The 23,185-nt window shown below is 45.4% G+C and carries 23 protein-coding genes; 15 read left to right on the top strand and 8 right to left on the bottom strand.

The genetic code is table 11. The features are described 5' to 3' along the window. Positions 1 to 409: 409 nt before the first annotated feature. From groL to WA381_RS04065, 3 genes are all read right to left on the bottom strand, one after another. Positions 410 to 2,047: a chaperonin GroEL gene (gene groL, locus WA381_RS04075; RefSeq protein WP_156087225.1), complete on the bottom strand. Its 1,638-nt coding sequence runs from the start codon at positions 2,045 to 2,047 to the stop codon at positions 410 to 412. Positions 2,048 to 2,087: 40 nt separating this feature from the next. Next, positions 2,088 to 2,378, bottom strand: coding sequence for a co-chaperone GroES (locus WA381_RS04070; protein WP_012520088.1), 291 nt, complete (start codon positions 2,376 to 2,378; stop codon positions 2,088 to 2,090). Between the two features lie 321 nt (positions 2,379 to 2,699). Beyond that, positions 2,700 to 3,224, bottom strand: coding sequence for an FxsA family protein (locus tag WA381_RS04065; RefSeq protein ID WP_156087227.1), 525 nt, complete (start codon positions 3,222 to 3,224; stop codon positions 2,700 to 2,702). A gap of 214 nt (positions 3,225 to 3,438) precedes the next feature. Here WA381_RS04065 and cutA point away from each other — a divergent pair, with 214 nt between their 5' ends. The 8 genes from cutA (at position 3,439) to WA381_RS04025 (ending at position 11,246) form a co-directional block, all read left to right on the top strand. Beyond that, positions 3,439 to 3,753, top strand: a complete 315-nt coding sequence (gene cutA, locus WA381_RS04060) for a divalent-cation tolerance protein CutA (protein ID WP_156087229.1) — start codon at positions 3,439 to 3,441, stop codon at positions 3,751 to 3,753. Positions 3,754 to 3,820: 67 nt separating this feature from the next. Then, complete coding sequence (locus WA381_RS04055; protein WP_044583929.1) at positions 3,821 to 5,713, top strand: protein-disulfide reductase DsbD; 1,893 nt, start codon at positions 3,821 to 3,823, stop codon at positions 5,711 to 5,713. A gap of 115 nt (positions 5,714 to 5,828) precedes the next feature. Next, the gene (locus tag WA381_RS04050; protein ID WP_014977754.1) at positions 5,829 to 6,638 is read left to right on the top strand and encodes a M23 family metallopeptidase; all 810 of its coding nucleotides are present in this window, start codon (positions 5,829 to 5,831) and stop codon (positions 6,636 to 6,638) included. A gap of 303 nt (positions 6,639 to 6,941) precedes the next feature. After that, positions 6,942 to 7,382: a type II 3-dehydroquinate dehydratase gene (aroQ, locus tag WA381_RS04045; RefSeq protein WP_014951275.1), complete on the top strand. Its 441-nt coding sequence runs from the start codon at positions 6,942 to 6,944 to the stop codon at positions 7,380 to 7,382. A gap of 14 nt (positions 7,383 to 7,396) precedes the next feature. Continuing rightward, positions 7,397 to 7,861 (top strand): acetyl-CoA carboxylase biotin carboxyl carrier protein, encoded by a 465-nt coding sequence (gene accB, locus WA381_RS04040; protein WP_039221534.1) that lies wholly within the window; start codon positions 7,397 to 7,399, stop codon positions 7,859 to 7,861. 14 nt (positions 7,862 to 7,875) lie between these two features. After that, entirely contained in the window at positions 7,876 to 9,219 is a 1,344-nt protein-coding gene (gene accC / locus WA381_RS04035) for an acetyl-CoA carboxylase biotin carboxylase subunit (protein WP_014999996.1), read from the top strand. A gap of 391 nt (positions 9,220 to 9,610) precedes the next feature. Further along, the gene (locus WA381_RS04030) at positions 9,611 to 10,555 is read left to right on the top strand and encodes a hypothetical protein (protein WP_156087231.1); all 945 of its coding nucleotides are present in this window, start codon (positions 9,611 to 9,613) and stop codon (positions 10,553 to 10,555) included. Between the two features lie 250 nt (positions 10,556 to 10,805). Further along, positions 10,806 to 11,246 (top strand): hypothetical protein, encoded by a 441-nt coding sequence (locus WA381_RS04025; RefSeq protein WP_156087233.1) that lies wholly within the window; start codon positions 10,806 to 10,808, stop codon positions 11,244 to 11,246. A 52-nt stretch (positions 11,247 to 11,298) separates the two neighbouring features. Here the strand turns inward: WA381_RS04025 and WA381_RS04020 are convergent, their stop codons facing one another. The 3 genes from WA381_RS04020 to WA381_RS04010 all read right to left on the bottom strand — a co-directional run bounded on the left by WA381_RS04020 (position 11,299) and on the right by WA381_RS04010 (position 14,205). Next, positions 11,299 to 11,562 (bottom strand): TIGR03643 family protein, encoded by a 264-nt coding sequence (locus tag WA381_RS04020; protein WP_110288928.1) that lies wholly within the window; start codon positions 11,560 to 11,562, stop codon positions 11,299 to 11,301. A gap of 102 nt (positions 11,563 to 11,664) precedes the next feature. Continuing rightward, positions 11,665 to 13,800, bottom strand: coding sequence for an exonuclease domain-containing protein (locus tag WA381_RS04015; RefSeq protein WP_039228684.1), 2,136 nt, complete (start codon positions 13,798 to 13,800; stop codon positions 11,665 to 11,667). 117 nt (positions 13,801 to 13,917) lie between these two features. Then, positions 13,918 to 14,205 carry a hypothetical protein gene (locus WA381_RS04010; RefSeq protein ID WP_230598863.1) on the bottom strand — a complete coding sequence of 96 codons (288 nt, stop codon included), beginning with the start codon at positions 14,203 to 14,205 and terminating at the stop codon, positions 13,918 to 13,920. Positions 14,206 to 14,391: 186 nt separating this feature from the next. On the opposite strand from WA381_RS04010, the gene WA381_RS04005 reads away from it, so the two are divergent. The 3 genes from WA381_RS04005 (at position 14,392) to WA381_RS03995 (ending at position 15,721) form a co-directional block, all read left to right on the top strand. Next, positions 14,392 to 14,583, top strand: a complete 192-nt coding sequence (locus WA381_RS04005) for a CPXCG motif-containing cysteine-rich protein (protein WP_014980678.1) — start codon at positions 14,392 to 14,394, stop codon at positions 14,581 to 14,583. Then, complete coding sequence (locus WA381_RS04000) at positions 14,576 to 15,205, top strand: flavin reductase family protein (protein WP_061486805.1); 630 nt, start codon at positions 14,576 to 14,578, stop codon at positions 15,203 to 15,205. The genes WA381_RS04005 and WA381_RS04000 overlap by 8 nt, the downstream gene beginning before the upstream one ends. Before the next feature lie 222 nt (positions 15,206 to 15,427). Next, a complete protein-coding gene (locus tag WA381_RS03995) occupies positions 15,428 to 15,721 on the top strand; it encodes a high-potential iron-sulfur protein (RefSeq protein WP_014951285.1) in 294 nt (97 codons plus the stop codon). 98 nt (positions 15,722 to 15,819) lie between these two features. Here WA381_RS03995 and WA381_RS03990 read toward each other — a convergent pair whose 3' ends face one another. Continuing rightward, positions 15,820 to 17,439: an amidase gene (locus tag WA381_RS03990; protein WP_156087235.1), complete on the bottom strand. Its 1,620-nt coding sequence runs from the start codon at positions 17,437 to 17,439 to the stop codon at positions 15,820 to 15,822. 129 nt (positions 17,440 to 17,568) lie between these two features. Next, positions 17,569 to 18,330 carry a substrate-binding periplasmic protein gene (locus WA381_RS03985; RefSeq protein WP_014951287.1) on the bottom strand — a complete coding sequence of 254 codons (762 nt, stop codon included), beginning with the start codon at positions 18,328 to 18,330 and terminating at the stop codon, positions 17,569 to 17,571. Between the two features lie 291 nt (positions 18,331 to 18,621). Between WA381_RS03985 and prmA the strand changes: the two genes are divergently transcribed. The 4 genes from prmA to purH all read left to right on the top strand — a co-directional run bounded on the left by prmA (position 18,622) and on the right by purH (position 22,874). Then, positions 18,622 to 19,500 (top strand): 50S ribosomal protein L11 methyltransferase, encoded by an 879-nt coding sequence (prmA, locus tag WA381_RS03980; RefSeq protein WP_061486807.1) that lies wholly within the window; start codon positions 18,622 to 18,624, stop codon positions 19,498 to 19,500. A gap of 370 nt (positions 19,501 to 19,870) precedes the next feature. Next, complete coding sequence (dusB, locus tag WA381_RS03975; RefSeq protein WP_014951289.1) at positions 19,871 to 20,869, top strand: tRNA dihydrouridine synthase DusB; 999 nt, start codon at positions 19,871 to 19,873, stop codon at positions 20,867 to 20,869. Positions 20,870 to 20,899: 30 nt separating this feature from the next. Continuing rightward, entirely contained in the window at positions 20,900 to 21,193 is a 294-nt protein-coding gene (gene fis, locus WA381_RS03970) for a DNA-binding transcriptional regulator Fis (RefSeq protein ID WP_012520109.1), read from the top strand. Positions 21,194 to 21,275: 82 nt separating this feature from the next. Then, entirely contained in the window at positions 21,276 to 22,874 is a 1,599-nt protein-coding gene (purH, locus tag WA381_RS03965; RefSeq protein WP_061487019.1) for a bifunctional phosphoribosylaminoimidazolecarboxamide formyltransferase/IMP cyclohydrolase, read from the top strand. Positions 22,875 to 23,185: the final 311 nt, after the last annotated feature.

Here is a 23,185-nt window from a genome sequence, read left to right as displayed (position 1 = left end):
AGTGGGATCCACGAAGTCAGTATTGGTGACTCTCCCCCCGTAATCACAGACAAACAGGAGCGCCAGCAGGTGATCATAGATGTACTTGGCACATTATACCAAGAGATTTATTCCTGAATTTGATGCGGAATGTCGGTTACAGGGAAAGCCCAATCGCCATTTTTCAGCAAGAAGGCTATTTCCTTTGACTCTTCACGACTACTCATAAATCCTCCCAACAAGATATATTCTGACCTGCATACAAAAAAGCTACACACTAAAAGCAAAAAAGCCACCAAGTATTATCTTGATGGCTTTTTTAGGTCTCAATGCCGTGTTAGATCAAAAGGCTCTATTATTGTCTCTACATACGTCTCTACATATGAAAAATAAACCTTTATAAATCAACAGCAAAGGGAGGAACAGGCAATTACATCATGCCGCCCATTCCGCCCATGCCGCCCATGTCAGGCATTGCTGGTGCGTCGTCTTTAGGTAGTTCAGCTACCATTGCTTCAGTTGTGATCATTAGTGAAGCAATTGAAGATGCGAACTGAAGTGCAGAGCGCGTTACTTTTGTTGGGTCAAGGATACCCATCTCTAGCATGTCGCCGTAAGTGTCGTTACCTGCGTTGTAACCGTAGTTACCTTCGCCGTTCTTCACTTCGTTAACTACTACTGATGCTTCTGCACCTGAGTTGATAGAGATTTGACGTAGAGGCGCTTCCATTGCACGTAGTGCAAGCTTAATACCTACTGTTTGGTCGTCGTTGTCGCCAGTAAGGTCAGCAAGTTTAGCTGCTGCGCGAACTAGTGCTACACCACCACCAGGTACCACACCTTCTTCAACCGCTGCGCGAGTTGCGTGTAGTGCATCTTCTACGCGGTCTTTCTTCTCTTTCATTTCAACTTCAGTTGCTGCACCAACTTTAATTACTGCAACACCGCCAGAAAGCTTAGCTAGACGCTCTTGAAGCTTCTCTTTGTCGTAGTCTGACGTAGAGTCTTCAATTTGACCTTTGATTTGAGCACAACGGCCTTCAATCGCTTCTTGGTCGCCGTTACCGTCAACAACTGTTGTGTTGTCTTTGTTGATAACTACGCGCTTAGCAGTACCTAGGTCTTCAAGCTGAACTTTTTCAAGGTCTAGACCAATTTCTTCAGAGATTACTGTACCGCCAGTTAGGATAGCGATGTCTTGAAGCATTGCTTTACGACGGTCACCGAAACCTGGTGCTTTAACCGCTGCAACTTTAACAATACCGCGCATGTTATTAACTACTAGTGTAGCAAGCGCTTCGCCTTCAACATCTTCAGCGATGATCATTAGCGGCTTACCCGCTTTCGCTACACCTTCAAGGGTAGGAAGTAGTTCGCGGATGTTAGAAATCTTCTTGTCAACCAATAGGATGAACGGGTTGTCTAGTTCAACAGTACCGTTTTCTTGGTTGTTGATGAAGTATGGAGATAGGTAACCGCGGTCGAACTGCATACCTTCAACAACGTCTAGTTCGTTTTGAAGTGCCTGACCTTCTTCTACAGTGATAACACCTTCTTTACCTACTTTTTCCATTGCCTGAGCAATGATGTCGCCAACTTCTGCATCAGAGTTTGCAGAGATAGTACCTACTTGAGCGATAGACTTGCTGTCTGCACAGTCAGTAGACAGGGCTTTAAGCTCTTCAACTGCTGCCGCTACTGCTTTGTCGATACCGCGCTTAAGATCCATTGGGTTCATACCCGCTGCAACGCTCTTAAGACCTTCAGTAACAATTGCTTGAGCAAGTACAGTAGCAGTTGTTGTACCGTCACCTGCTTCGTCGTTCGCTTTAGACGCAACTTCTTTTACCATTTGAGCGCCCATGTTCTCGAACTTGTCTTCAAGCTCGATTTCTTTCGCTACAGACACACCATCTTTAGTGATAGTAGGTGCACCGAAAGACTTGTCTAGAACAACATTACGGCCTTTTGGACCTAGTGTTACTTTAACTGCGTTAGCTAGTGTGTTTACGCCTTTTAGCATTTTGCTGCGAGCGTCATCACCAAAACGTACTTCTTTAGCTGCCATGATTAAATTCCTCTAAAATTCGTTTTAACGTTAGTTGTTATTACTCAACAATCGCTAGAATGTCGCTTTCGCTTAGGATTAGTACTTCTTCACCATCCAGCTTTTCTGTTTTAACGCCGTAACCGTCGTTGAAAATAACGGTGTCGCCTACTTTAACGTCTAGCGCTTTAACTTCGCCGTTCTCAAGAATGCGACCGTTACCTACTGCGATTACTTCGCCGCGTGTAGATTTTTCTGCTGCAGAACCAGTCAGAACGATACCGCCTGCAGATTTGCTTTCTTGCTCTGCGCGCTTAAGGATTACGCGGTCGTGTAAAGGACGAATTGCCATTTTCAAGTCTCCTGAAAATTCCACTATTCAAATGAATGTAATTATCGACATTCAGACAATCTAAATGCCGTGTGTTTAAGGTTGCTCATTGCTGAGCAGTTAAAATCGTTTCTGCACGGATAGATGGGGTAGTACCCAGATAACTTCAAGGGTTTTTAAGCAAAAAAATGTAAAAAAATTGATTTTTTCGCTAAATACTTATTTTTATTAAATATGTAAACGCTGTTTATCGTGGTAATCGGCGCTCATAACCTGATGGGATCTGTAGTGAGGCTAGAGCCTGTTGACCTTTGCTATACATCAAAGGTCAACGGTCGATAGTTATTTTAAGCGCTTATCCGGGTCGTTGGTGGTGTGATCGGTGTACTCGCCTTCGAACACATCACCATCACTATTGGGCGAGTTAGGGCGATCACCAAAAGGACTTTGTCCAAATGGCGACTGACCTTGCCCAAAGCCAGCTGCGCCTCCTCCCATACCAGGTGTGACAATGCGCATTTTCATGTGCTTACTAACTTGAGCTGCAAAAAAGTGGCGAGAGCCTGGCATTGCTAGCAAAAAGCCAAAGATATCGGTAATGAACCCTGGGGTAACCAGAAGAATACCCGCAACCACCAGCATCAAACCTTCAACCAACTCTTTTCCTGGCACTTCATTTCGCTGCATTTTTTCTTGTGCAGTTTGCAGTGTACTCACGCCTTCGCGTTTAACAAAGTAAGCACCAATAAAGGCAGAAAGAAGTACCAAGCCAACGGTATTCCAACCACCGATCACGCTGCCCACATTTATCAGCAACGCAATCTCTAAAATAGGTAATAGGGCAAACAGTATAAATAAAACCCGCAAAATGCTTCCTCTTTCATGTATTCATAACCTGTTATAGGGTCTTTGTACGTAATAACAAGAAAAGGTGCCCACCCTTTCGCTTAAATAGCCACTTAAAGCGACCGATAACGACCGTGATATACTGTAGCTATGAAAGAATAGTGCGACTTTTCAGGTCAATTACATATCGACCCACTAGCAAAGTAACAGGCGCGAAATAAAGTAGGAAACGTTTATGACAATTAAGCTTGTATTGTGCACCACGCCCGATGAAAAGACAGCGCAGTTAATTGCCAGCACGCTCGTTGAAGAAAAGCTTGCCGCCTGCGTCAACATAATCAAGGGTATAGAGTCCGTTTATGAGTGGCAGGGGAAGGTGGAAACCGACGCAGAGTGCCAACTGCTTATTAAAACGAACACACAACACGTTTTACAGGCCTTCGATAGAGTAAGCGAACTACATCCGTACGATGTCCCTGAATGGTTAGAACTTAATGCTGAGGCTAGCAGCGCTTATGGGCATTGGCTACAAAACACACTGCAGCGCTAACTGAACCCGTATTTTCTGAACAAGAATAACTAAGACGTAAAAATAGATTAAAATGAATGACAACCTTATGACTACCCTTTTGCCTTCGCCTTGCCTATCGTTGGCTTCGCTGTTTCGTCGCTTTATTGCGTCCGTATTGTCAGTGCTTTGTTTGATGTCGCTGTTAGTTACGTTTGCGTTCGCACAAGTGCCAAGTGCTTTTGACGACCCATTTGCAAATGAGCCCCAATTTCTCGATGTTGACCAAGCGTTCGCTTTTGACTTTAGTCAACAAGATAACGTTCTTACTTTAAATTTCGACATTGCTGACGGCTACTACTTATACCTTAAACAGTTTAAGTTTGTGGCTAAACAAGCCGAAATTGGCGAGCCTGTTTACCCAAGCGGGGTGATGATTGAAGATGAGTTCTTTGGTGAGTCTGAAGTATTTTACAACGGCGTATCTATTACCCTACCCATTGAGTCAGCACTCAGTGACGGAGTAGTTAAAATTCGCTATCAGGGGTGCGCTGATGCCGGCCTTTGCTACCCGCCCACAGTAAAAGTGGTGTATTTAAATGAAGTCGGAAGCAATACGGCAGCAAACGCTGATGCGACTACAGAATCAAATAGCGCGTCTACCTCGTCGTCTCCACAAAGCGAGCAGTTCGATTTAGCGCAAAGGCTGATCGATAAAGATAACCTTGCTCTCACTTTAGCTCTATTTTTTGCCCTAGGCGTAGGCCTCGCCTTTACGCCTTGCGTGTTTCCTATGTACCCCATTGTGTCGGGCATTGTGATTGGTCAGGGCAAGCCTAAAACCGCATCTCATTCATTCTGGTTAACCTTTGTTTATGTACAAGGTATGGCGATTACTTACTCGTTGCTTGGCTTGGTAGTAGCGGTGGCAGGGGCGCAATTTCAGGCTGCTTTGCAACATCCAGTTGTGCTGGGCGTATTCATTGTGCTGTTTGTGGCGCTCGCCGTTGCTCTGTTTGGTGGTTTTGAAATTCAGCTGCCAGCAAAGTATCAAGAAAAGCTCACTCACATGAGTAACAACCAAACGCCCGGCAGTTTCGCTGGTGTGTTTGTTATGGGTGTACTATCTGGCCTTATCGCTTCGCCCTGTACCACTGCGCCGCTCACCGGCATATTGCTATTTATTGCCCAAACTGGCGACATGACGCTGGGCTTTATCTCTCTTTACCTGTTAAGTATTGGTATGGGTGTTCCACTTATCCTGTTCGGCATGACAGGAGGAAAACTGCTACCTAAAGCAGGTAACTGGATGAATGTGGTTAAAGTCACCTTCGGCTTTATGATGCTTGCCGTGGCCATTGTGTTTATTGAGCGTTTATATAATAGCCCAGCCACTGGCTTCCTATGGGGGTTGCTTGGCTTTGGTTTATTCGGTTACTACTGGGTACTCAATCGCGCCAGCAAAAACTCACTGATGAAGCTTGTACGTGCTGTTGTGGTGGCAATAGGCATTATGGGAAGTGCTGGCCTTATTTATCAAGCAGGGCTAAACACAGGGCTTTGGGGTGAGCACTCTGATGGTGTTCACGCAGGGCACCCAGACTTTGTTGTTGCGCGAGACTTGGCAGACTTACGTAATAAAATTGCGGCGGCTAACGCTGAAGGTAAAACGGTAATGGTCGATTTGTACGCCGACTGGTGCGTGGCGTGTAAAGAGTTCGAGAAGTACACGTTCCCAGACGAAAATGTTGTGGCTGCACTTAGCAATACGGTATGGATGCAAATGGACCTTACCGATAACACACCAGAACGTCAGGAGATTTTCGACACCTTTACGGTGCTTGGCTTGCCGACTATTTTGTTCTTTGACAAAAACGGCGACGAGCTAACCAAAGCCCGCGTCACTGGATTTATGAAAGCAGACGCCTTTGCCGGTCACGTTAACGAATGGCTTAACGATGGGTCTAACACTAATGACGGTCAAAGTGGTCGCTTGGACTAAGGAGCGTCGATTCCAGGACTTTCCTCTTCTCATATGGCGAGTATGGCGAGCGGTGCGAAGCGCTGCTCTCTTTATCTTGGGTAGAAACGGGGCTCAGAAAAGAAGGTTGGATTCAATGCAGGCCTTCTTATTTATTTCGCTCACTTTTTCCCTATCAGTAACAGCGAAAACCACGGGGTGCTTTGATAACAAACGCTTTTGTTTTGAGCTTACGCCTTCGTCTTCTTCTCTTTATTTAGTCTCAGTACAGAGAAAAGTAGAATTGCCCGTAGCGCTAACTCTGTATTCCAATGTGATGCAAGACATTCCCACAGGCAATGGGGAGCTTAGATCAAAAGCCCACGTTAACGCATTTTTAGATACCAATGACCAAGTGCCCCTTGGCGTAGTAAAAAATGCCGACGCATTCTGGGCATCTATGCGCGTTAAATGGACGGTGGGGCGCGTAGACGCGATACACGACAACGCCTATACGTATCTGCCACCGCTACAGCCAGCTAGCAAATACCGTATTGTTCAAGGCTTTAACGGCAATTTTAGTCATTCTGGTGCGTCAAGGTATGCTCTCGATTTTGCCGCGCCTGTAGGTACACCTATTTTAGCCGCCCGGGAAGGCGTAGTGATCGACACGAAAGATGACGGCACGAAAGGCGGGCCAACGCCGAAGTTTGCAAAATACGCTAACAACGTTGTTATTCTTCATAGCGACGGAACCACCGGCGAATACTACCACCTGAAATATAAAGGTGTTGCTGTGACAAGAGGGCAAGTCGTGGAACGCGGGCAGCTTATCGGTTATACCGGCAATACGGGGTTTTCTTCCTTACCCCACCTTCACTTTGGCATATATGTAGCCAAATTCCATGGTAAGTACGTAAGTGTCCCCTTTTCCTTCGACAGCGCCCTAACTAAGGCCTCGCCTTAGCATTTATAGCAATACATACTGATACTTTTCGTTAAAACTACTATCTCTTCCCCCACTAACGCCTTCTGAGAGTGCAGCATGCTGCGGTTTCACAGGCAGCCAATAAGCAAACCTCCCAATAAACTTTGCGCCGAAAACACCTGATTAGACCAGTATTTTGCTGCGAAATCTTTATCTATCACTATAATCAGCATTTAACACAATAAACGAGCAAATTAATTGGCTTTTTTTCGTGCAACTGTCACAAAAGTTTGTTGAAATGGCAATAACCGTGACTTTTTCCCGAAGATAGCAGCAAACTAGATGAATATTTTGTTATTGAACGGCCCTAACCTGAATATGTTAGGCCAAAGAGAACCCGACAAATACGGCACACAAACCTTGCAAGACATCGTAGATGATTTGCAGGCGCAGGCTGCGTCAAGCAACGTGACCTTAACGCATTTTCAGTCAAACGCTGAGTTTGAACTGATTGATCGCGTGCACGCTGCTATGGGTACTGTTGATGCCATTATTATTAATCCTGCTGCCTTCACGCACACCAGCGTCGCCCTTCGCGATGCATTATTAAGTGTCAATATCCCGTTTATTGAAGTGCATTTGTCGAACGTTCACGCCCGTGAACCGTTTCGTCATCATTCCTATTTTTCTGATGTTGCAGCTGGCGTCATTGTTGGCCTTGGTGCCATGGGCTACTCGCTCGCGCTAACTGCAGCAATCAACTTACCGAAATCGCATAAATAAAGCAGAGACAGAACATGGATATTAGAAAGATTAAAAAACTCATCGAACTAGTGGAAGAATCTGGCATTGCCGAGCTAGAAATCACTGAAGGCGAAGAGTCTGTACGCATCCACCGTGGTCCAACGGGTGTTCAAGCGCCAATGAACTACAGCTTTGCAGCACCAGCGGCACCGCAAATGGCACCAGCTCCAGCAGCGGCAGCTACCACTGCGTCTGAAGCGCCAGCTGAGCCAGCACAGCCAGAGGGTCACGTTGTTAAGTCTCCAATGGTAGGTACGTTCTACCGTGCATCTTCACCAACGGCAAAACCGTTTGCAGAAGTTGGTCAGCAAGTAAAAGTTGGCGACACGCTTTGTATCGTTGAAGCGATGAAGATGATGAACCAAATTGAAGCAGATAAAGCAGGCGTGGTTAAGGCAATCTTGGTTGAAAACCAAGATCCTGTAGAGTTCGACCAGCCAATGTTCATCATTGAATAAGCGAGTGCTTAACTATGCTAGATAAAGTACTTATTGCTAACCGTGGTGAGATTGCCCTGCGTATTTTGAGAGCCTGTAAAGAACTAGGCATCAAAACCGTAGCAGTGCACTCTACTGCGGATAAAAACTTGAAGCACGTGTTGCTGGCTGACGAATCGATTTGTATTGGTAAAGCATCGGCAACCGAAAGCTATCTGAACATTCCTCGCATTATTGCTGCTGCAGAAGTCACTAACTCTATTGCAATTCACCCAGGTTACGGTTTCCTAGCGGAAAACGCAGACTTTGCTGAAGCGGTAGAAAAAAGCGGCTTTATTTTCATTGGCCCTAAAGCTGAAACTATCAACCTTATGGGTGACAAAGTTTCTGCTATCAACGCCATGAAAAAAGCAGGCGTACCGTGTGTACCCGGTTCCGACGGCCCGCTAACTGACGACGTAGAGCGCAACAAAGCCATTGCTAAGCGCATTGGTTACCCAATCATCGTTAAAGCTGCAGGCGGCGGTGGTGGTCGTGGTATGCGCGTGGTTCGCAGCGAAGCTGAGTTGATTAAAGCCATCGAAACAACACAAGCGGAAGCGGGTGCTGCCTTTGGCAACTCAACGGTTTACATGGAAAAATTCCTTGAAAACCCACGTCACGTTGAAATTCAGGTACTTGCTGATGGCCAAGGTAACGCCATTCACTTAGGTGAGCGTGACTGTTCAATGCAGCGTCGCCACCAGAAAGTAGTGGAAGAAGCCCCAGCACCGGGTATTTCTGAGCAAATGCGTACCAAGATTGGCGATCGTTGCCGCAAAGCCTGTATCGAAATTGGCTACCGCGGAGCAGGTACGTTCGAGTTCCTATATGAAAACGGCGAATTCTATTTCATAGAAATGAATACCCGTATTCAGGTAGAGCACCCTGTATCTGAAATGATCACTGGCGTTGATCTTATTAAAGAGCAGCTTCGCATTGCAGCGGGTCAGCCATTGTCTATTGATCAGTCGCAAATTCAAATTCGTGGCCACGCCATTGAATGTCGAATTAACGCAGAAGACCCTAAAACCTTTATTCCTAGCCCTGGTCAAATTGACATGTTCCATGCGCCAGGTGGTTTGGGTATTCGTTGGGAGTCGCATATTTACGCGGGTTACCACGTGCCACCTTACTACGATTCAATGATTGGTAAGCTTATAACTTACGGTGAAAGCCGCGACGAAGCGATTGCTCGTATGCGCCATGCTCTTGAAGAAATTGTGGTTGAGGGTATTAAAACGAATATTCCACTTCAACGCGCCATTATGGCCGATGAAAACTTCTTCGCCGGTGGAACCAACATCCACTACTTAGAGAAGAAATTAGGTTTAGCCTAATCCCCCTTTGGGCTACACGCTGTATTTTTGTGTAGCCCAATTTTCTTATAGTCCGCTACTACTTTCTTGTCGCTATTCGCTATTCGCTATTCGCTATTCGCTATTCGCTATTCGCTATTCAGCAAATTCTAATTTTCCGATTACCACAATCAGTTTTTAACGATTTTTTTATTTAAACGCCCACTCTATACTGCGTACAAGTTTTAAGACATCTCCCTTAAGACCTTCCCTTTTTTGTGTGTTTTACCACTCATTGGAGTCCCACTCCACTTATTGCCGGCAACCTTGCCGGCTTTTTTTTCGCTTTTTATCTACATAGCGAAATTTATCTGTCCGAAAAAGTTATGATTGATGTATAAACTGATTAACTGGAAATGAGAAGGGAAATTGCGTGAGGGTAATCTCTATTTTTATTTGTGTATTCTTATGCGGCTCGCTCTCCGAGGCTTGTGCTGAAGACACCACGCCTTCGTTCTCACAGAAACTCGATATCCAAGTGCGTTACGATAATCGCTCCAATCGCCCTAGCCGTGAACAATATCGATTGCGTTACTATCCATCGCTCTCCCTCACTTCTACATGGTCAGTAAACAGTTTTATTGTTACTGGCGATGACTTTTCATCTAGCCACAATACGTTTGGTAGCGACACAACCGATTATCTTTATGCAAGACGACTGTACCTCAGGCATGAAACAAATGCGGGCAAAACTGAACTAGGCATTATTCCCACTTATAAAGGGCGAGTTTCTTCAACAGGCTTGTCCAAAGATGGATGGATTACTGGCATTCGCCACGTGAGAAAGCTGCAAAACAACACTGCTCTTGAAATAGTGGTGGGGCAACTGGCGAATGCCGAAGCTTCCGAGGCGTTTAACGTTGGTGAAGAAGATGAATACTTTGAGATTGAATATTCGGCAAAGATGGGGGAACGACATAGCTATGAAGCCAGTTTTGAAAGAATGCTGAACGGTACATTTGCCAGGGCAGAATATCGATTACGTATTAATGAACAAGATACCGCGTTCATTGAATTAGTGCATCGTACTGATGAAAGTGCTGCGAAAGTTGTAGTGGGCACCAGCGGCGAATTCGCTGCAAGCGCTTTTAACACATCATATCCTATCGAATATTTTGCTTACTATTCCTATATAGACAGTAGTTTTGGTGAGCGCGCTGAATTAATTGAAGACTTCCTAGGAACAGGTCACGGCGGCTCTCTGGAATTTAGTGGCGTGCTATCGGAGAAGCATGATGTTGAATGGTTTATAAGAGCTGATGTGGTAGATAGTGTCAGTCGATTATTGGCAGGAGTAAAACTCTCCTTCGATAGTTGAATGAAACAAAGCGCCTACACCACATAAAAAAGGCCCATCAAACGATGGGCCAAACAGCAAGAACGCGTACACACTTTAACAGTGCATAATAAATTACGGCTTGTCGCCATTGTGAGTTCAGTTACCGCAGATTACGTATTTTTAATCTCTTGAGCTTTAAACTTAAAGTTGAGTTTATTAAACTTTAGTCTAATGAAGCGTTAAAGCTCGTATTGTTTAACTCTAATAATCGTAATTTGAAGGTGTTCTTGTGCCCAGCCGTTACGCTCAGTTCAAAGAAAAACTTCCCATTTCCCGACTCTCCGATGAAGCGCTGCTTGCGTTTCGCGTCCTTTTTGATGATCCTCTCGATATCGTAGACTTAGCGCAAGATATATCTGACTTAACGCTTTACCCGGAACGGCTGAAAGACAGTTATAGAAAGGAGTGGGAAGCCTACGTGCTAAAGGCACTGGCGTTTGAGATCAAACAACATGCAGACGTTTCTCCTGCAGAGTTCATTGAGCTTGTCATGAACAAGGTAGAAGCGATTCAGCAAAATAACGACACCTATCAAAATCTATTGCGTCAGGTTCAACACGCGAAGAGTATTTTGCAATCAGAAAACACGATCGTTTTTCCTACCCCCATGCGTCAGCAGTTAACTGCGTTTCTTTTGCCGATTACTACTATTTCGCCTCCCAAAAAATAAAGGCAGCTACAACGTAAGGCAGTTCCGCTTCTATAGGAAAGGCTTCTACACGCTACTTATTAGCGCCTTTAAATTTGTACTGAGAGGGGCAGTATCCTCTGTCCACACCTTCAGGGCGCAGGCTGGCATGTTTGGTTTTTCTACCCGACACGCGCTCTCGCCAGTTCTTGAAGGTTTTCGGTTTGAGATTTTTACGCATAAGCTTTATCACATCTTTTTCAGGCAGCCCGTATAAACGCTCTATTGCCTCGAAAGGCGTACGGTCTTCCCACGCCATTTCAATTACCCGTGATTCTTGTTCTTCAGTTAATGCCATTTCTTACATCTCAATATGCGTGTTTAACCCCACTACATACTTATTTTCGGCTCATTTTGTTCAGTTCAAGTACACTAAACTTACAAACAATTAGTGGCCGACTTAAACGCTCACTTGCTCATCGTCTTTTTCAAACGCTAGCTTCAACAACTCGGCGGCGGCTTTCGCATCGCTCAGCGCGCGGTGATGCTGCTCCATTTCTATGTGAAAATGCTTTGTTAAGTTTGCCAGCGAGTAAGAAGGCAGCCCAGGATAGGTGCGACGCATTTCACGAACGGTACACATTTTGGGTCGCCTGAAACTTTGCTCTAGTCTTGCAAACTCTTGCTTGATGAACCCATAGTCAAAGTTTACGTTGTGAGCCACGAACACAGCGTCTTCGGTGAAATTTGCCACGTGTTCCGCTACTTCAGCAAAAAGCGGAGCATCTGCCACCATGTCATCCGAAATTCCAGTAAGGCGGGTAATGTTGCTAGGAATGCGGCGCTGCGGATTTAACAGGGTTTGAAACCTGTCTACCTCTTTCCCACCAACAAGTTTTACCATACCTATTTCGGTAATCCGGTTGTAGCTGCTGTTTCCTCCAGTGGTCTCTATATCTACCACAACATAAGGCTGTGCTGGGTCGCGTATCCATTTCACTGTTGTTACCGCAACGTCAAATCCAGCTTGCTGCAAACGTTGAATTGAAACCAGCTGATTTCGGCGAAGCTGATCGCCAGGCGCTTTGATTTCTTCAAAGCGAAGTGCGCCGTCAAATACCATGATATCGGGGAAGCCATCTCGGAGGCTCTCAAAGTCTTTGCACATCATGCGAAGTAAAGCATAAATCGAATCTAGCGAACCATGCTCAATTAGCGCTTCTATAGGCGTAAGCAAATGACTAGACCACATAAACAGGCTATTAACTTTGCCATAGTGCATCGTGGCCATTTTGTGAATGTGAAAACGCAGTTTTTCTTTGCTATCAAGCGCCTGTAACAACGCTTCAATACTGTGTTCAAACTTAGCGTAAAAGTTATTCTGTTTAAGCGATAATGGTCTGCGATCAAACTCCGTAACCAGCGTGTCTTCTTCGTAAAGTTGCTTCCAAAAGGTAAGGCCGAACAAACTGCGCCATAATCGGTTTTCCGTGCGCCAGCCTTCAATGCCGCGCCTTGCATAATGCGCCAGCACACCACGCTCAACCTGTTGATTTTGGCTTACGTCAATATCCAGTGTACGGCTAGCATTGCGAAGCATGTCGGTAACCGTGCTGGTGCGTTTTTTGTGGTATTTACGGGCATAGAAATCTTCTGCAAATGCTAACAGCGTATCCGATTGCGGATTATCAATTATCTCTTCAAGGGTCTGTTTAACACTATTTTCATTTCCGTCCTTGTAGCTCTCTCTTAACCACTTTTCTTTTGCCTTATCGCTTTGCGCCGCTTTCAATACTTCTAGCCCTTTCGCTCTATCAAACATCAGTACTTTTAGGCCTAATGCATAGAGAAACTGGTCGCGATAAAAACAGGCCGACACACCTTCTGTAATGGGCAGTTCACCTTCGGCAATGGCAAGCAACATATCATCGTTATAAAAAGCTAACTGGCTGTAATGGTTAGCGTAAAACCATGACGCTTGGGCGTCGCTTTTAGTTTCAAAACGCGCCGTATCCGTTACGGAATCAGAACGGGTTCTCATTACGCCTAAATCGCGCATAGAAAACTGATTTAGACGGCTTTTGGTGTTACCAAAATAGATAAACAGCAAATAGCGAAGTGCATCGTCGAACAAGCACACTAAGTAGTTATCTAGCGAAAAGCGCTCTGGCCAGCCTCTAGCTTCGATATGTTCATTAAGCAACGTCACGAGTTTAGGCTTGGTGAGAGATGCGAGCCCCTGAATACTGCCGTATTCAGCAAGTAGCTCAAGCAGAGCATCTTTGGTCAAGACACCTGCGATGTCATTAAGCGAAGCGTGGGTAAGGTCACCAAACCAGCCGTTGTCGGTAAGCCAATCTATTTGCTCTTGTGGCACAGCGATTTCGCTATAATTGAACTGCGTCCTGTCAATCACTGCGTACTTGCGATTTGCAGCGCGCACAACAATACACTGTTTGTCATCGTCCAACGCTTTAAAACGCCTAACAAAGTCAGTGGCTTCGTCACTTAGAAGCGCCCTGCTAGCACCCTCAAAGAACCCAAGGAACTCGTGAAAGTGTGTAAGGTAATAACGTGGCGGTAAATCTTTTCGCATGAGGTATCTTTGGCTATGAAAACACCAATAGTGTATATTTATACAGCCACGCGAATCAAATTAAATCCTCCGCGATTGGGTATCACATCTGCTGCTAATAGTGCACAGCGTGTACTTTTACACGCGTACGCGCTGTTTAGACACCCAATGAAAGAACGAAGAAAGCTGCGCATCTGCCAATAAACGCTGCAAATTGAAGTAGTGTTTGGCCAACGTCATCTCATCATAAAATCGATGTATACCGCTGTGACATTGTCTGCAAATGTAAATGCCGTCCTGAAGCTCCGCTTTGCTAAAGTGCTTTTTAAAATAGGTACGCCTGTGCATTTTTCGCGGAATAAGATGATGGTAAGTAAGGCGAGTTTCTCTATTACAGCACGGGCATTGACCAACTTTATTTGCCACAAGGTCACCTTTTTCGTCTATCACATCTATTATTTGTGCACCCAGTTTTCTGATTACTCATAAGCGTCAAATGGCAGTCTTGTCCTTTTCTCTTAAAATCAGATACAAGGGGCGTGTCTAAAAGAAAATCCACTCGTCTTTGCATTACGTAACAAATAGCATTAGTGATTACAAAGGCATTTAAATATGAGTTTAACTCGTTCCATGGGCTTTTCCTGTCCTTACTGTATGGCCCCAAATGATGTTGAAATAGATGAAATTAACGATGTTGGCCAAGTACAGGTGCTCGACTGCCAAGTGTGTTGTCAGCCCATTGAGCTTACTGCTTATCAGCACGGTGATGACATTCAGATAGAGGCAGAAAGAGAGAATGACTAAGCAGTTTACCCGCGGTGATATAGACGCCCTTGCACAGCGCTACCGCGCAAACCTAATTAATAGTTTGTCTGGTTTTAAATCGGCGACTTTGGTGGGTACAACAAACGGCGTTACAAACAATTTGGCTATAGTGAGCTCTATTGTTCATGTCGGTGCAAACCCGCCTCTCATTGGCATGATCATGCGTCCACATACCGTCACGCGAGATACGTTAAGCAATATAAAACAGCAGGGCTTTTATACGCTAAATCACGTGTCTGTTGACTGGGTCGACAAAGCCCACCAAACATCAGCCCGCTATGCGCCAGATGAAAGTGAATTTGAAGCCGTTGGGTTAACCGCGCAGATCAGTGAGTCCTTCAGTGCGCCGTATGTCAAAGAAAGTGAAATTAAAATGGGCTTAAAAGTAGCACAGCATTTTACTTTGCTTAATGAAACCGAAATGGTTATTGGCGAAATCCAGGAGCTCTACGTTCCTGAGCAAATAATAGATTCAGACGGCTATGCAGATATAGAGCAAGCGCAAACGGCCTGTATCTCAGGCCTAGACAGCTACCACAGCACACAACGAATTGCGCAATTTGCGTATGCAAAGCCCGATGTAAAGTTAACCGTGAAGTGAACTAATAAACTGTCCAGCGGTCTTACATTCAATACTTAAGGTTGTAACTCTGAAGTTTATTTAATCTGGATCAAGCGAAAATGCGACATTTCGTTCGATCTTTTTTCAAAAAGAGATAGTATTTAAACATGAAACAAAACCTGCCTCTTTGGGCAGGTTTTTGCGTTTAAGGCACTGAATAAAAAAGAATCATTATCGTTTCTATCTCTTAAGGAGAATGTTATGAAATCTGTAAATCGCCGTGACTTTTTAAAGCTTTCTGGCTCGACAGTTATCGGTCTTACATTAGGTGGTGTAGCGTTACGTGCTCAGGCTCAAGAACAATTGAGCGCTGATGACCCTACTGCAAAAGCACTGAACTACACACCGTCGTCAACTGTTGAAGGTGCAAAATGCGCAAACTGCATGTACGTGCAGGGCGCCGATGGCGAACAACACCGCCCTTGTAACATTTTCCCTAATAAGCTTGTTAACGCTGATGGCTGGTGTAGCGCTTGGGTGAAAAAGCCTGGCTAACCAATCGAAAGAAAAGACGTTCAAAAGCCCTTGAGTTAAACCAAGGGCTTTTTTCGTTTCTGTTGAGGCGAAATACGATTATGTACCCTCATTTCCCGCTAGCGAACTACGTCAATTCCGTCTTCGATACCTTTTAGCGCTGGGTTGTCAAAACGTGTAGGCAGAAGGCCAGGCTTAATGAAGAAGCCGTGTTTTGCTTCAAAGACTCTACCTATTTTTAACACGCTTTCGTCTTGCCACTTTCCACCAATAAAGCTAATTCCCACAGGAAGATCTTTCACCTGTCCAGCGGGCACTGTGAGATGCGGATATCCTGCAATTGCGGCCAAATACCCGATACCGATAAAACCGACAGGCGAATGGTCACCATATACGCCATCTATTAAAAAAGAAGGGCTGTTTGAGGGCGCAACTAGTACATCAACATTGTGCTTTGCTAACAACGTATCAATACCATTTTTGCCCGCCGTGTCTTGAATAAGGCGCAGTGCATTTTGATACTTTTCGCTGTCAATGGCTGCCGACGCGAGCGATTTTTCGAAAATGTCTTGATTGAATAACGCTAACTCGCGCTCTGTTTTGTTATTGAAATCGATAAGCTCAGACAAGTTCCTTGCAGGGAGTTCTGCCGGCGACCCCGACAAGTATTCGTTAATACTATGATGGAACTCGCTCAGCAGAACATTATAGGAGTCTGCCCAAAATGAATCTGGCTGAGAGAAGTCACTGATGTCCACCAGCGTCGCGCCCGATGCTTTAAGCTGCTTTAACGCGCTTTCATAAACAGCCAGCACATGAGGGTTATCGCCTTGGCGGTACCTAACCACACCAATACGCTTGCCTTTTAAATCTGTAGCCAGCATTGAAGATGTTGGCATAGCTGGGCGATGAGACTCAGCGTCTAGTGTAGCGTTATCGCTTGCATCAGGGCCCGCCATGATTGCCGTCATTAGCCAGGCGTCTTGAACGTTAGACGTCATTGGTCCTGCGGTGTCCTGACTGAAAGAAATAGGTACTATGTGAGTTCTGGAAAGCAAGCCCACGGTTGGTTTAAAGCCGACTACCCCGTTTATGGATGCCGGACAAATAATAGAGCCATTGGTTTCGGTGCCCACGGCAAGTGACGCGAGGCGAAGTGACATGGCAGCGCCCGAGCCCGATGACGAGCCACAAGCACTTCTTGATAGCATATGCGGGTTTCGGGTAAGCCCGCCAACTGCACTCCAGCCGCTGATAGAGGATTCAGAGCGAAAGTTTGCCCATTCAGACAAATTGGTTTTACCCAAAATAATTGCCCCTGCCGCTTTCAGTTTTTCTACGATAGGCGCATCGCGACCAGTGTCATTAGCAATAAGCGCCATTGAGCCGGCTGTGGTGGGCATCTCTTTACTTTCTATATTATCTTTTAGCAGCACGGGAATACCTGCCAGAGGGCCAAGCGTCTCGCCATTCGCTAGTCGTTTATCGATGGCCTTCGCTTCGGTCAGCGAGTTAGGGTTCAACGCTAAAACGCTATTTACCTTTTCATCTAGCCGTTCGATTCGCGCAAGATAACCGCTAACGAGCTCAGCAGATGTCGTGTCGCCACTCGCAATCGCTTGCGCCTGAACGTGAGCAGGCTTATCTAACCATTGCTCAATCTTATCTGTATGATTTGCTTGAGACACGCATGCAGTGCATAGCACGACTACGGCCAGCAAAAAACCCTGTTTCAACATAAACCTTTCCTTAACGTATGATCCTAGCGCCTGTTACTCCTTCTTATTATGCAGCGTTTGACGGCAATAGAAGGTAACGTAATGTTAGTTTCTTATACGTTGAATCAGAAATAGTTCACTGTCTAAGAATTATTTTGCCGTTTCCGCTACGGGAAGCTTATGAAGGAGGTTATCGAGCTTATATTCATCAAGCAGTAACTGATACCGCCCATCTTCAATAAATAGCCGAAGGGTGGCGTTGAACTTGGCTCTTAGCGCTGGGTCGGGGATCGCAGCACTGTAAGGCGATATAGGAAAAAGCTCATGAAAGACGGTTGCGTCTTCGGCATAAGCACTGTTTGCAGATTTGAAGTAGTTGAAAATATTTCTATCGAGAATGGCAACATCGACACTGCCGCGCATCAGCATGTCCACTTGACGATCTTGTCGTGCCATTTCTATATAGGTAGTTTGCGATGCAAGAGTTCGCCCAAAGTCCTCACCTAATACCGATTGAGCGGTTTGAAAAGCAATGACGCTTTTACCTTTCAAATCGTCGATACTGTCTATCGTCAGTTCTCTGTCTGCCCGTGTTACCACGACGTTCTGATAGATAATATATGGCTCAGATAAAATGCTTTGATCGACCGTGTGTGCAGGATTAAGGGTAAGTCCAATGTCAACTGCGTCATCTTTTAATAACCTTGCCGTACGCCCGAAAGGAACATAAATAGGCGACAATCCATATCCCATTTCAGCAAGGATCGCCCGCACCAAGTCAACTTCAAAGCCGGTGTGCTCTTGTGAAATAACGTATGGAGGCTTGTTCCAGCCTACAACCACATCTAGCTCTTTCGCGCTAAGCGGTATGATAAAACACAGTAAACAAACAGCAGATAAAAGTGCGCGCATACAACAGATGAACCAGACTATAAATTAAACGATACCCTTCTCATAATATAAACTTATATTAGAATTTCACCAGTCGACAAAAGGTTAGTTTTTCTCGAGGCTTACGTAATCAATTGAGCAGCCAAGTTTTATTGAGTACGTGAGAGCCTGTTGAAAACCAAAGTGGTTAGATTTGATCATGCCTCTGTAAGCATCGCGCTCTCATTTACTGAAAGCTTTTCGCTTGCCTGCATTTTGTTTACTGCCAAGCAAAGGTACAATAAAGCGCAAAGGTCTCAATGAACGATAACTATGGCTTGGCTACAACTTCGAATTAATACCTCCTCTGAACATGCAGAATCAATAGGCGACATGCTAACGGCCAACGGCTCACAAGCAGTGACCTATGTGGATGCGAAAGACACCCCTATGTACGAGCCCAAGCCGGGTGAAGTGTTACTGTGGCCCGATACACAAGTCGTCGGCTTATTTGAAGCTGATGCCGATATGAAAGGCATCCTTCAGCGCTTGGGTAAAGCCAAAGTCTTAGGCCCTGATTTTAAATATAAGCTTGAGCCACTTGAAGACAAAGACTGGGAGCGAGAGTGGATGGATAACTTCCATCCCATGCAATTTGGCGAGCGCTTGTGGATATGCCCAAGCTGGCGCGATGTTCCCGATCCAAACGCCGTTAACGTAATGTTAGATCCTGGGCTTGCCTTTGGTACTGGCACGCACCCTACCACAGCGCTTTGCTTGCGCTGGCTAGACGGCATAGATATGACAGATAAAACCGTTGTCGATTTTGGCTGTGGCTCTGGAATATTAGCGCTGGCTGCGTTGAAATTGGGTGCTAAACGCGTCATCGGCATTGATATCGACCCACAAGCGCTACAAGCAACAAAAGAAAATGCACGACGCAACGGCGTTGAAGACCGTTTGGATGTATACCTTCCTGAAGACCAGCCTGAGCTTGAAGCCGATGTCGTGATGGCGAACATCTTGTCAGGTCCATTACTAGAACTTCAAAGCGTGATTACAAATTACTGCAAATCAGGTGGTTTGTTAGTTCTTTCTGGCATTTTGGCGGAGCAAGTTACGCGCATAGAAGAAGCGTACGCTCAAGATATTACACTTGAACCCAGTGCCATAGATGGCGAATGGGCGAGAGTGTCGGGCAAAAAACACTAAGTTTGAGTGATAAACCGACCAGTCGGTGAAAATTACGCCCAGTTAGAATAGTGTGTTTTCGGTAAACCACCTCAAAATTGCGACGAAAATTTGTACGACAAAGAACGTCACCGCCTAATTAATTGTTAATTTTTTTCACATTACAGCCCTTTCAAATCGGGGGCTGTAAGACTTTAGTACAATATTTAAACTAAAAATCGACGTTAGCTTACTAATGTGACAGATTTTTTTCACTGTCAAGACCACGGAGTGAAATTTTGTGCGATTTTTAGCCTTTTCAAGCCTTGCGAAAACACGTACACTTAGCGCCCCGTTTTAGCCGGGTGTATATTTTCTGTGCAGTTTTAGATGGCGAGCTATACATTTTATAATGCGAATTGGACCTTACGAGTTAGAAAACAATTTGATGTTGGCCCCCATGGCTGGCGTAACAGACAGACCGTTTCGCCAACTTTGTAAGCGCTTAGGTGCAGGGCTTGTTGTTTCAGAAATGCTTTCGAGTAATCCGAAAGTTTGGAACACAGCTAAATCACAAGCGCGTATGAATCATGAGGGTGAAGAAGGCATTCGCTCTGTACAGATAGCTGGGGCTGATCCTGAGCTTATGGCTCAAGCAGCACAATTTAATGTTGAGAACGGTGCGCAAATCATCGATATCAACATGGGTTGTCCTGCTAAAAAGGTCAATAAGAAGCTGGCAGGTTCTGCATTGCTTCAATACCCAGACACAGTGGAAGCGATTATTAAAGCAGTAGTTAATGCTGTTGATGTACCCGTGACACTAAAAATTCGTACCGGCTGGAACCCAGAAAATCGCAATGGGGTAGAGATTGCCCGCATTGCAGAGCAAAACGGCATACAGTCGCTTGCTGTTCACGGCAGAACACGAGCTTGTATGTATAAAGGAGAAGCTGAATACAGCACCATACGCCAAATTAAGGCGGCAATTTCAATTCCTGTTATTGCAAATGGTGATATTACTTCTCCAGAGAAAGCACAAGAGGTGCTGAATTACACCGGTGCAGATGGCGTAATGATAGGTCGCGGCGCGCAAGGTAAACCTTGGATATTTAAGCAAATCCAACATTATCTTGAAACGGGCGAGAACCTACCAGCACCGCCGCTGTCAGAGTTATATGAACTCTTGCATGAGCACGTAGCCAATGTGCAGGACTTTTATGGCGACATAGCCGGTGTGAGAATTGCCCGTAAGCACGTGGGCTGGTATCTCGCGGAGCACGATACGGATCGTCAGTTTCGTAAAACGTTTAACGCTATCGATGATGCGAATGAGCAACTCGATGCACTAAATGCATATTTTCAAGCGCTGCAGACACGAGAAACCCGACAGATTTCTCCCGCAGCATAGTGATGACTAACTTAAGAGCAACACAGTATTATGTTCGATCAAAACGTGACTTCACCTTTTACTACTACAGTAACTACGCCTTCACAAACGCAAGCTCAAAAGCCACTGCGTGACTCTGTAAAGCAAGCGGTTAATAAGTACCTTAAGCAATTGGATAACGCAAACATCGATAACCTGTACGAAATGGTACTGGCTGAAGTTGAAGCGCCGCTGCTAGAAGAAGTCATGACTTACACACGCGGCAATCAAACCCGCGCTGCCATCATGATGGGCATCAACCGTGGCACACTTCGCAAGAAGCTTAAGCAATACGGCATGAACTAAGATTCCAAGGGCTTTGCCCACCAAAGAGCACCAATCGGTGCTCTTTTTGTTTCAACACTACAACATTAGAAACTTAAAATTTATGCAAACACCAAAACCAATTAAACGTGCTCTCCTTAGTGTCTCTGATAAAACCGGTATCCTCGATTTCGCGACAGCGCTGCATAACGCTGGCGTAGAACTTCTGTCGACGGGCGGTACTGCTAAACTTCTCGCTGACGCTGGCTTACCTGTTAAAGAAGTGTCGGATCACACAGGTCACCCAGAAATTATGGCTGGCCGCGTTAAAACCCTTCACCCGAAAATTCATGGCGGTATCCTTGGTCGTCGCGGTACCGATGAAGCAGTGATGGAAGAACACAGCATTGCACCTATCGACCTTGTGGTGGTTAACCTTTACCCGTTTGCTGCTACCGTGGCAAACGAAGACTGTACGCTAGAAGATGCGATTGAAAATATTGATATCGGTGGGCCAACGATGGTTCGCGCTGCAGCGAAAAACCATAAAGATGTCACTATTGTTGTTAATGCAGCGGACTACTCTCGCGTGCTTGCAGAAATGAACGACAACAATGGCTCGTTAACGTACAACACCCGTTTTGACCTTGCGATTAAAGCGTTTGAACATACGGCCGAATACGACGGCATGATTGCAAACTACTTTGGTGCTCGTTTAGACAGCACAGGTTGTGAAGCAGACTGTGATCACCAGCACAGCGAATTCCCACGTACCTACAACATGCAGCTTACTAAGAAGCAAGACCTTCGCTATGGCGAAAATAGCCACCAAGAAGCGGCATTCTATGTTGAAAACAATGTTCAAGAAGCGTCTGTGGCTACCGCTACTCAGCTTCAGGGTAAGGAACTGTCATTCAACAACATTGCTGACACGGATGCGGCGCTTGAGTGCGTAAAAGAATTCGAAGAGCCAGCATGTGTAATCGTTAAGCACGCTAATCCATGTGGTGTGGCCATTGGCGATGATATTTTAAGTGCCTACGACCGTGCGTTTAAAACTGACCCAACATCAGCATTTGGCGGAATTATCGCGTTTAACCGCGAGCTTGATGCGAAAACGGCGCAAGCGATTGTTGACCGTCAATTTGTGGAAGTAATTATTGCGCCGACAGTAAGCGATGAAGCGAAAGAAGTAGTAAGTGCGAAGAAAAACGTACGTCTTCTAGCATGTGGTGACTGGACTGGTCAGCTAACTGAAGGTTATGACTTTAAGCGCGTAAACGGCGGTTTATTAGTACAAGAGCGCGACTTCGGCATGGTTGAAATGGAAGACCTAGAAGTTGTGACTAAGCGTAAGCCAAGCGAAGATGAACTACGCGACCTTATGTTCTGCTGGAAGGTAGCAAAATACGTGAAGTCTAACGCGATTGTTTACTGCAAAGACGGTATGACGGTAGGCGTGGGCGCAGGCCAAATGAGCCGTGTTTACTCTGCAAAAATTGCGGGTATTAAAGCAGCTGATGAGAACCTTGAAGTTGCAGGCTCTGTAATGGCGTCTGATGCATTCTTCCCATTCCGCGACGGTATCGACGCTGCAGCTGAAGCAGGTATTAAAGCAGTAATTCAGCCAGGCGGCTCTATGCGCGACCAAGAAGTCATTGATGCCGCTGACGAGCACGGCATTGCGATGGTGTTCACGGGTATGCGCCACTTCCGTCACTAATAAGTATTTACGCAATACCTTTTAGTGCAGGCTTAGTGAGGGACACCAACACCTAAGTTAAACACGCAGTAAAGTGGCATTTAGTGGCTTTACTGTGTGTTTGTTATTTTTCCTTAACCCTTTTAAATACGCAGACTCGAGGTCATTTGCTTGGTTGTAATGAAATCTCATCGAAGCGACAGAGTTGCGAATTATTCTGCTAAGGCGTAAGTGCAAATAGGGGTTAGCTGATAGGCTTGATCTGACCCGTAGTAATTTGTAGTAATAGTGTTATGTTATTCGCCTACCCTCGACAGAAAAAGGAAATAAGA

The sequence above is a fragment of the Alteromonas sp. CH_MED4-4 genome, from assembly GCF_037029575.1.
Lineage (GTDB): Bacteria > Pseudomonadota > Gammaproteobacteria > Enterobacterales > Alteromonadaceae > Alteromonas > Alteromonas macleodii.
The sequence above is the reverse complement of the archived record's forward strand: the minus strand, read 5'-3'. Positions and strand labels throughout refer to the sequence as shown.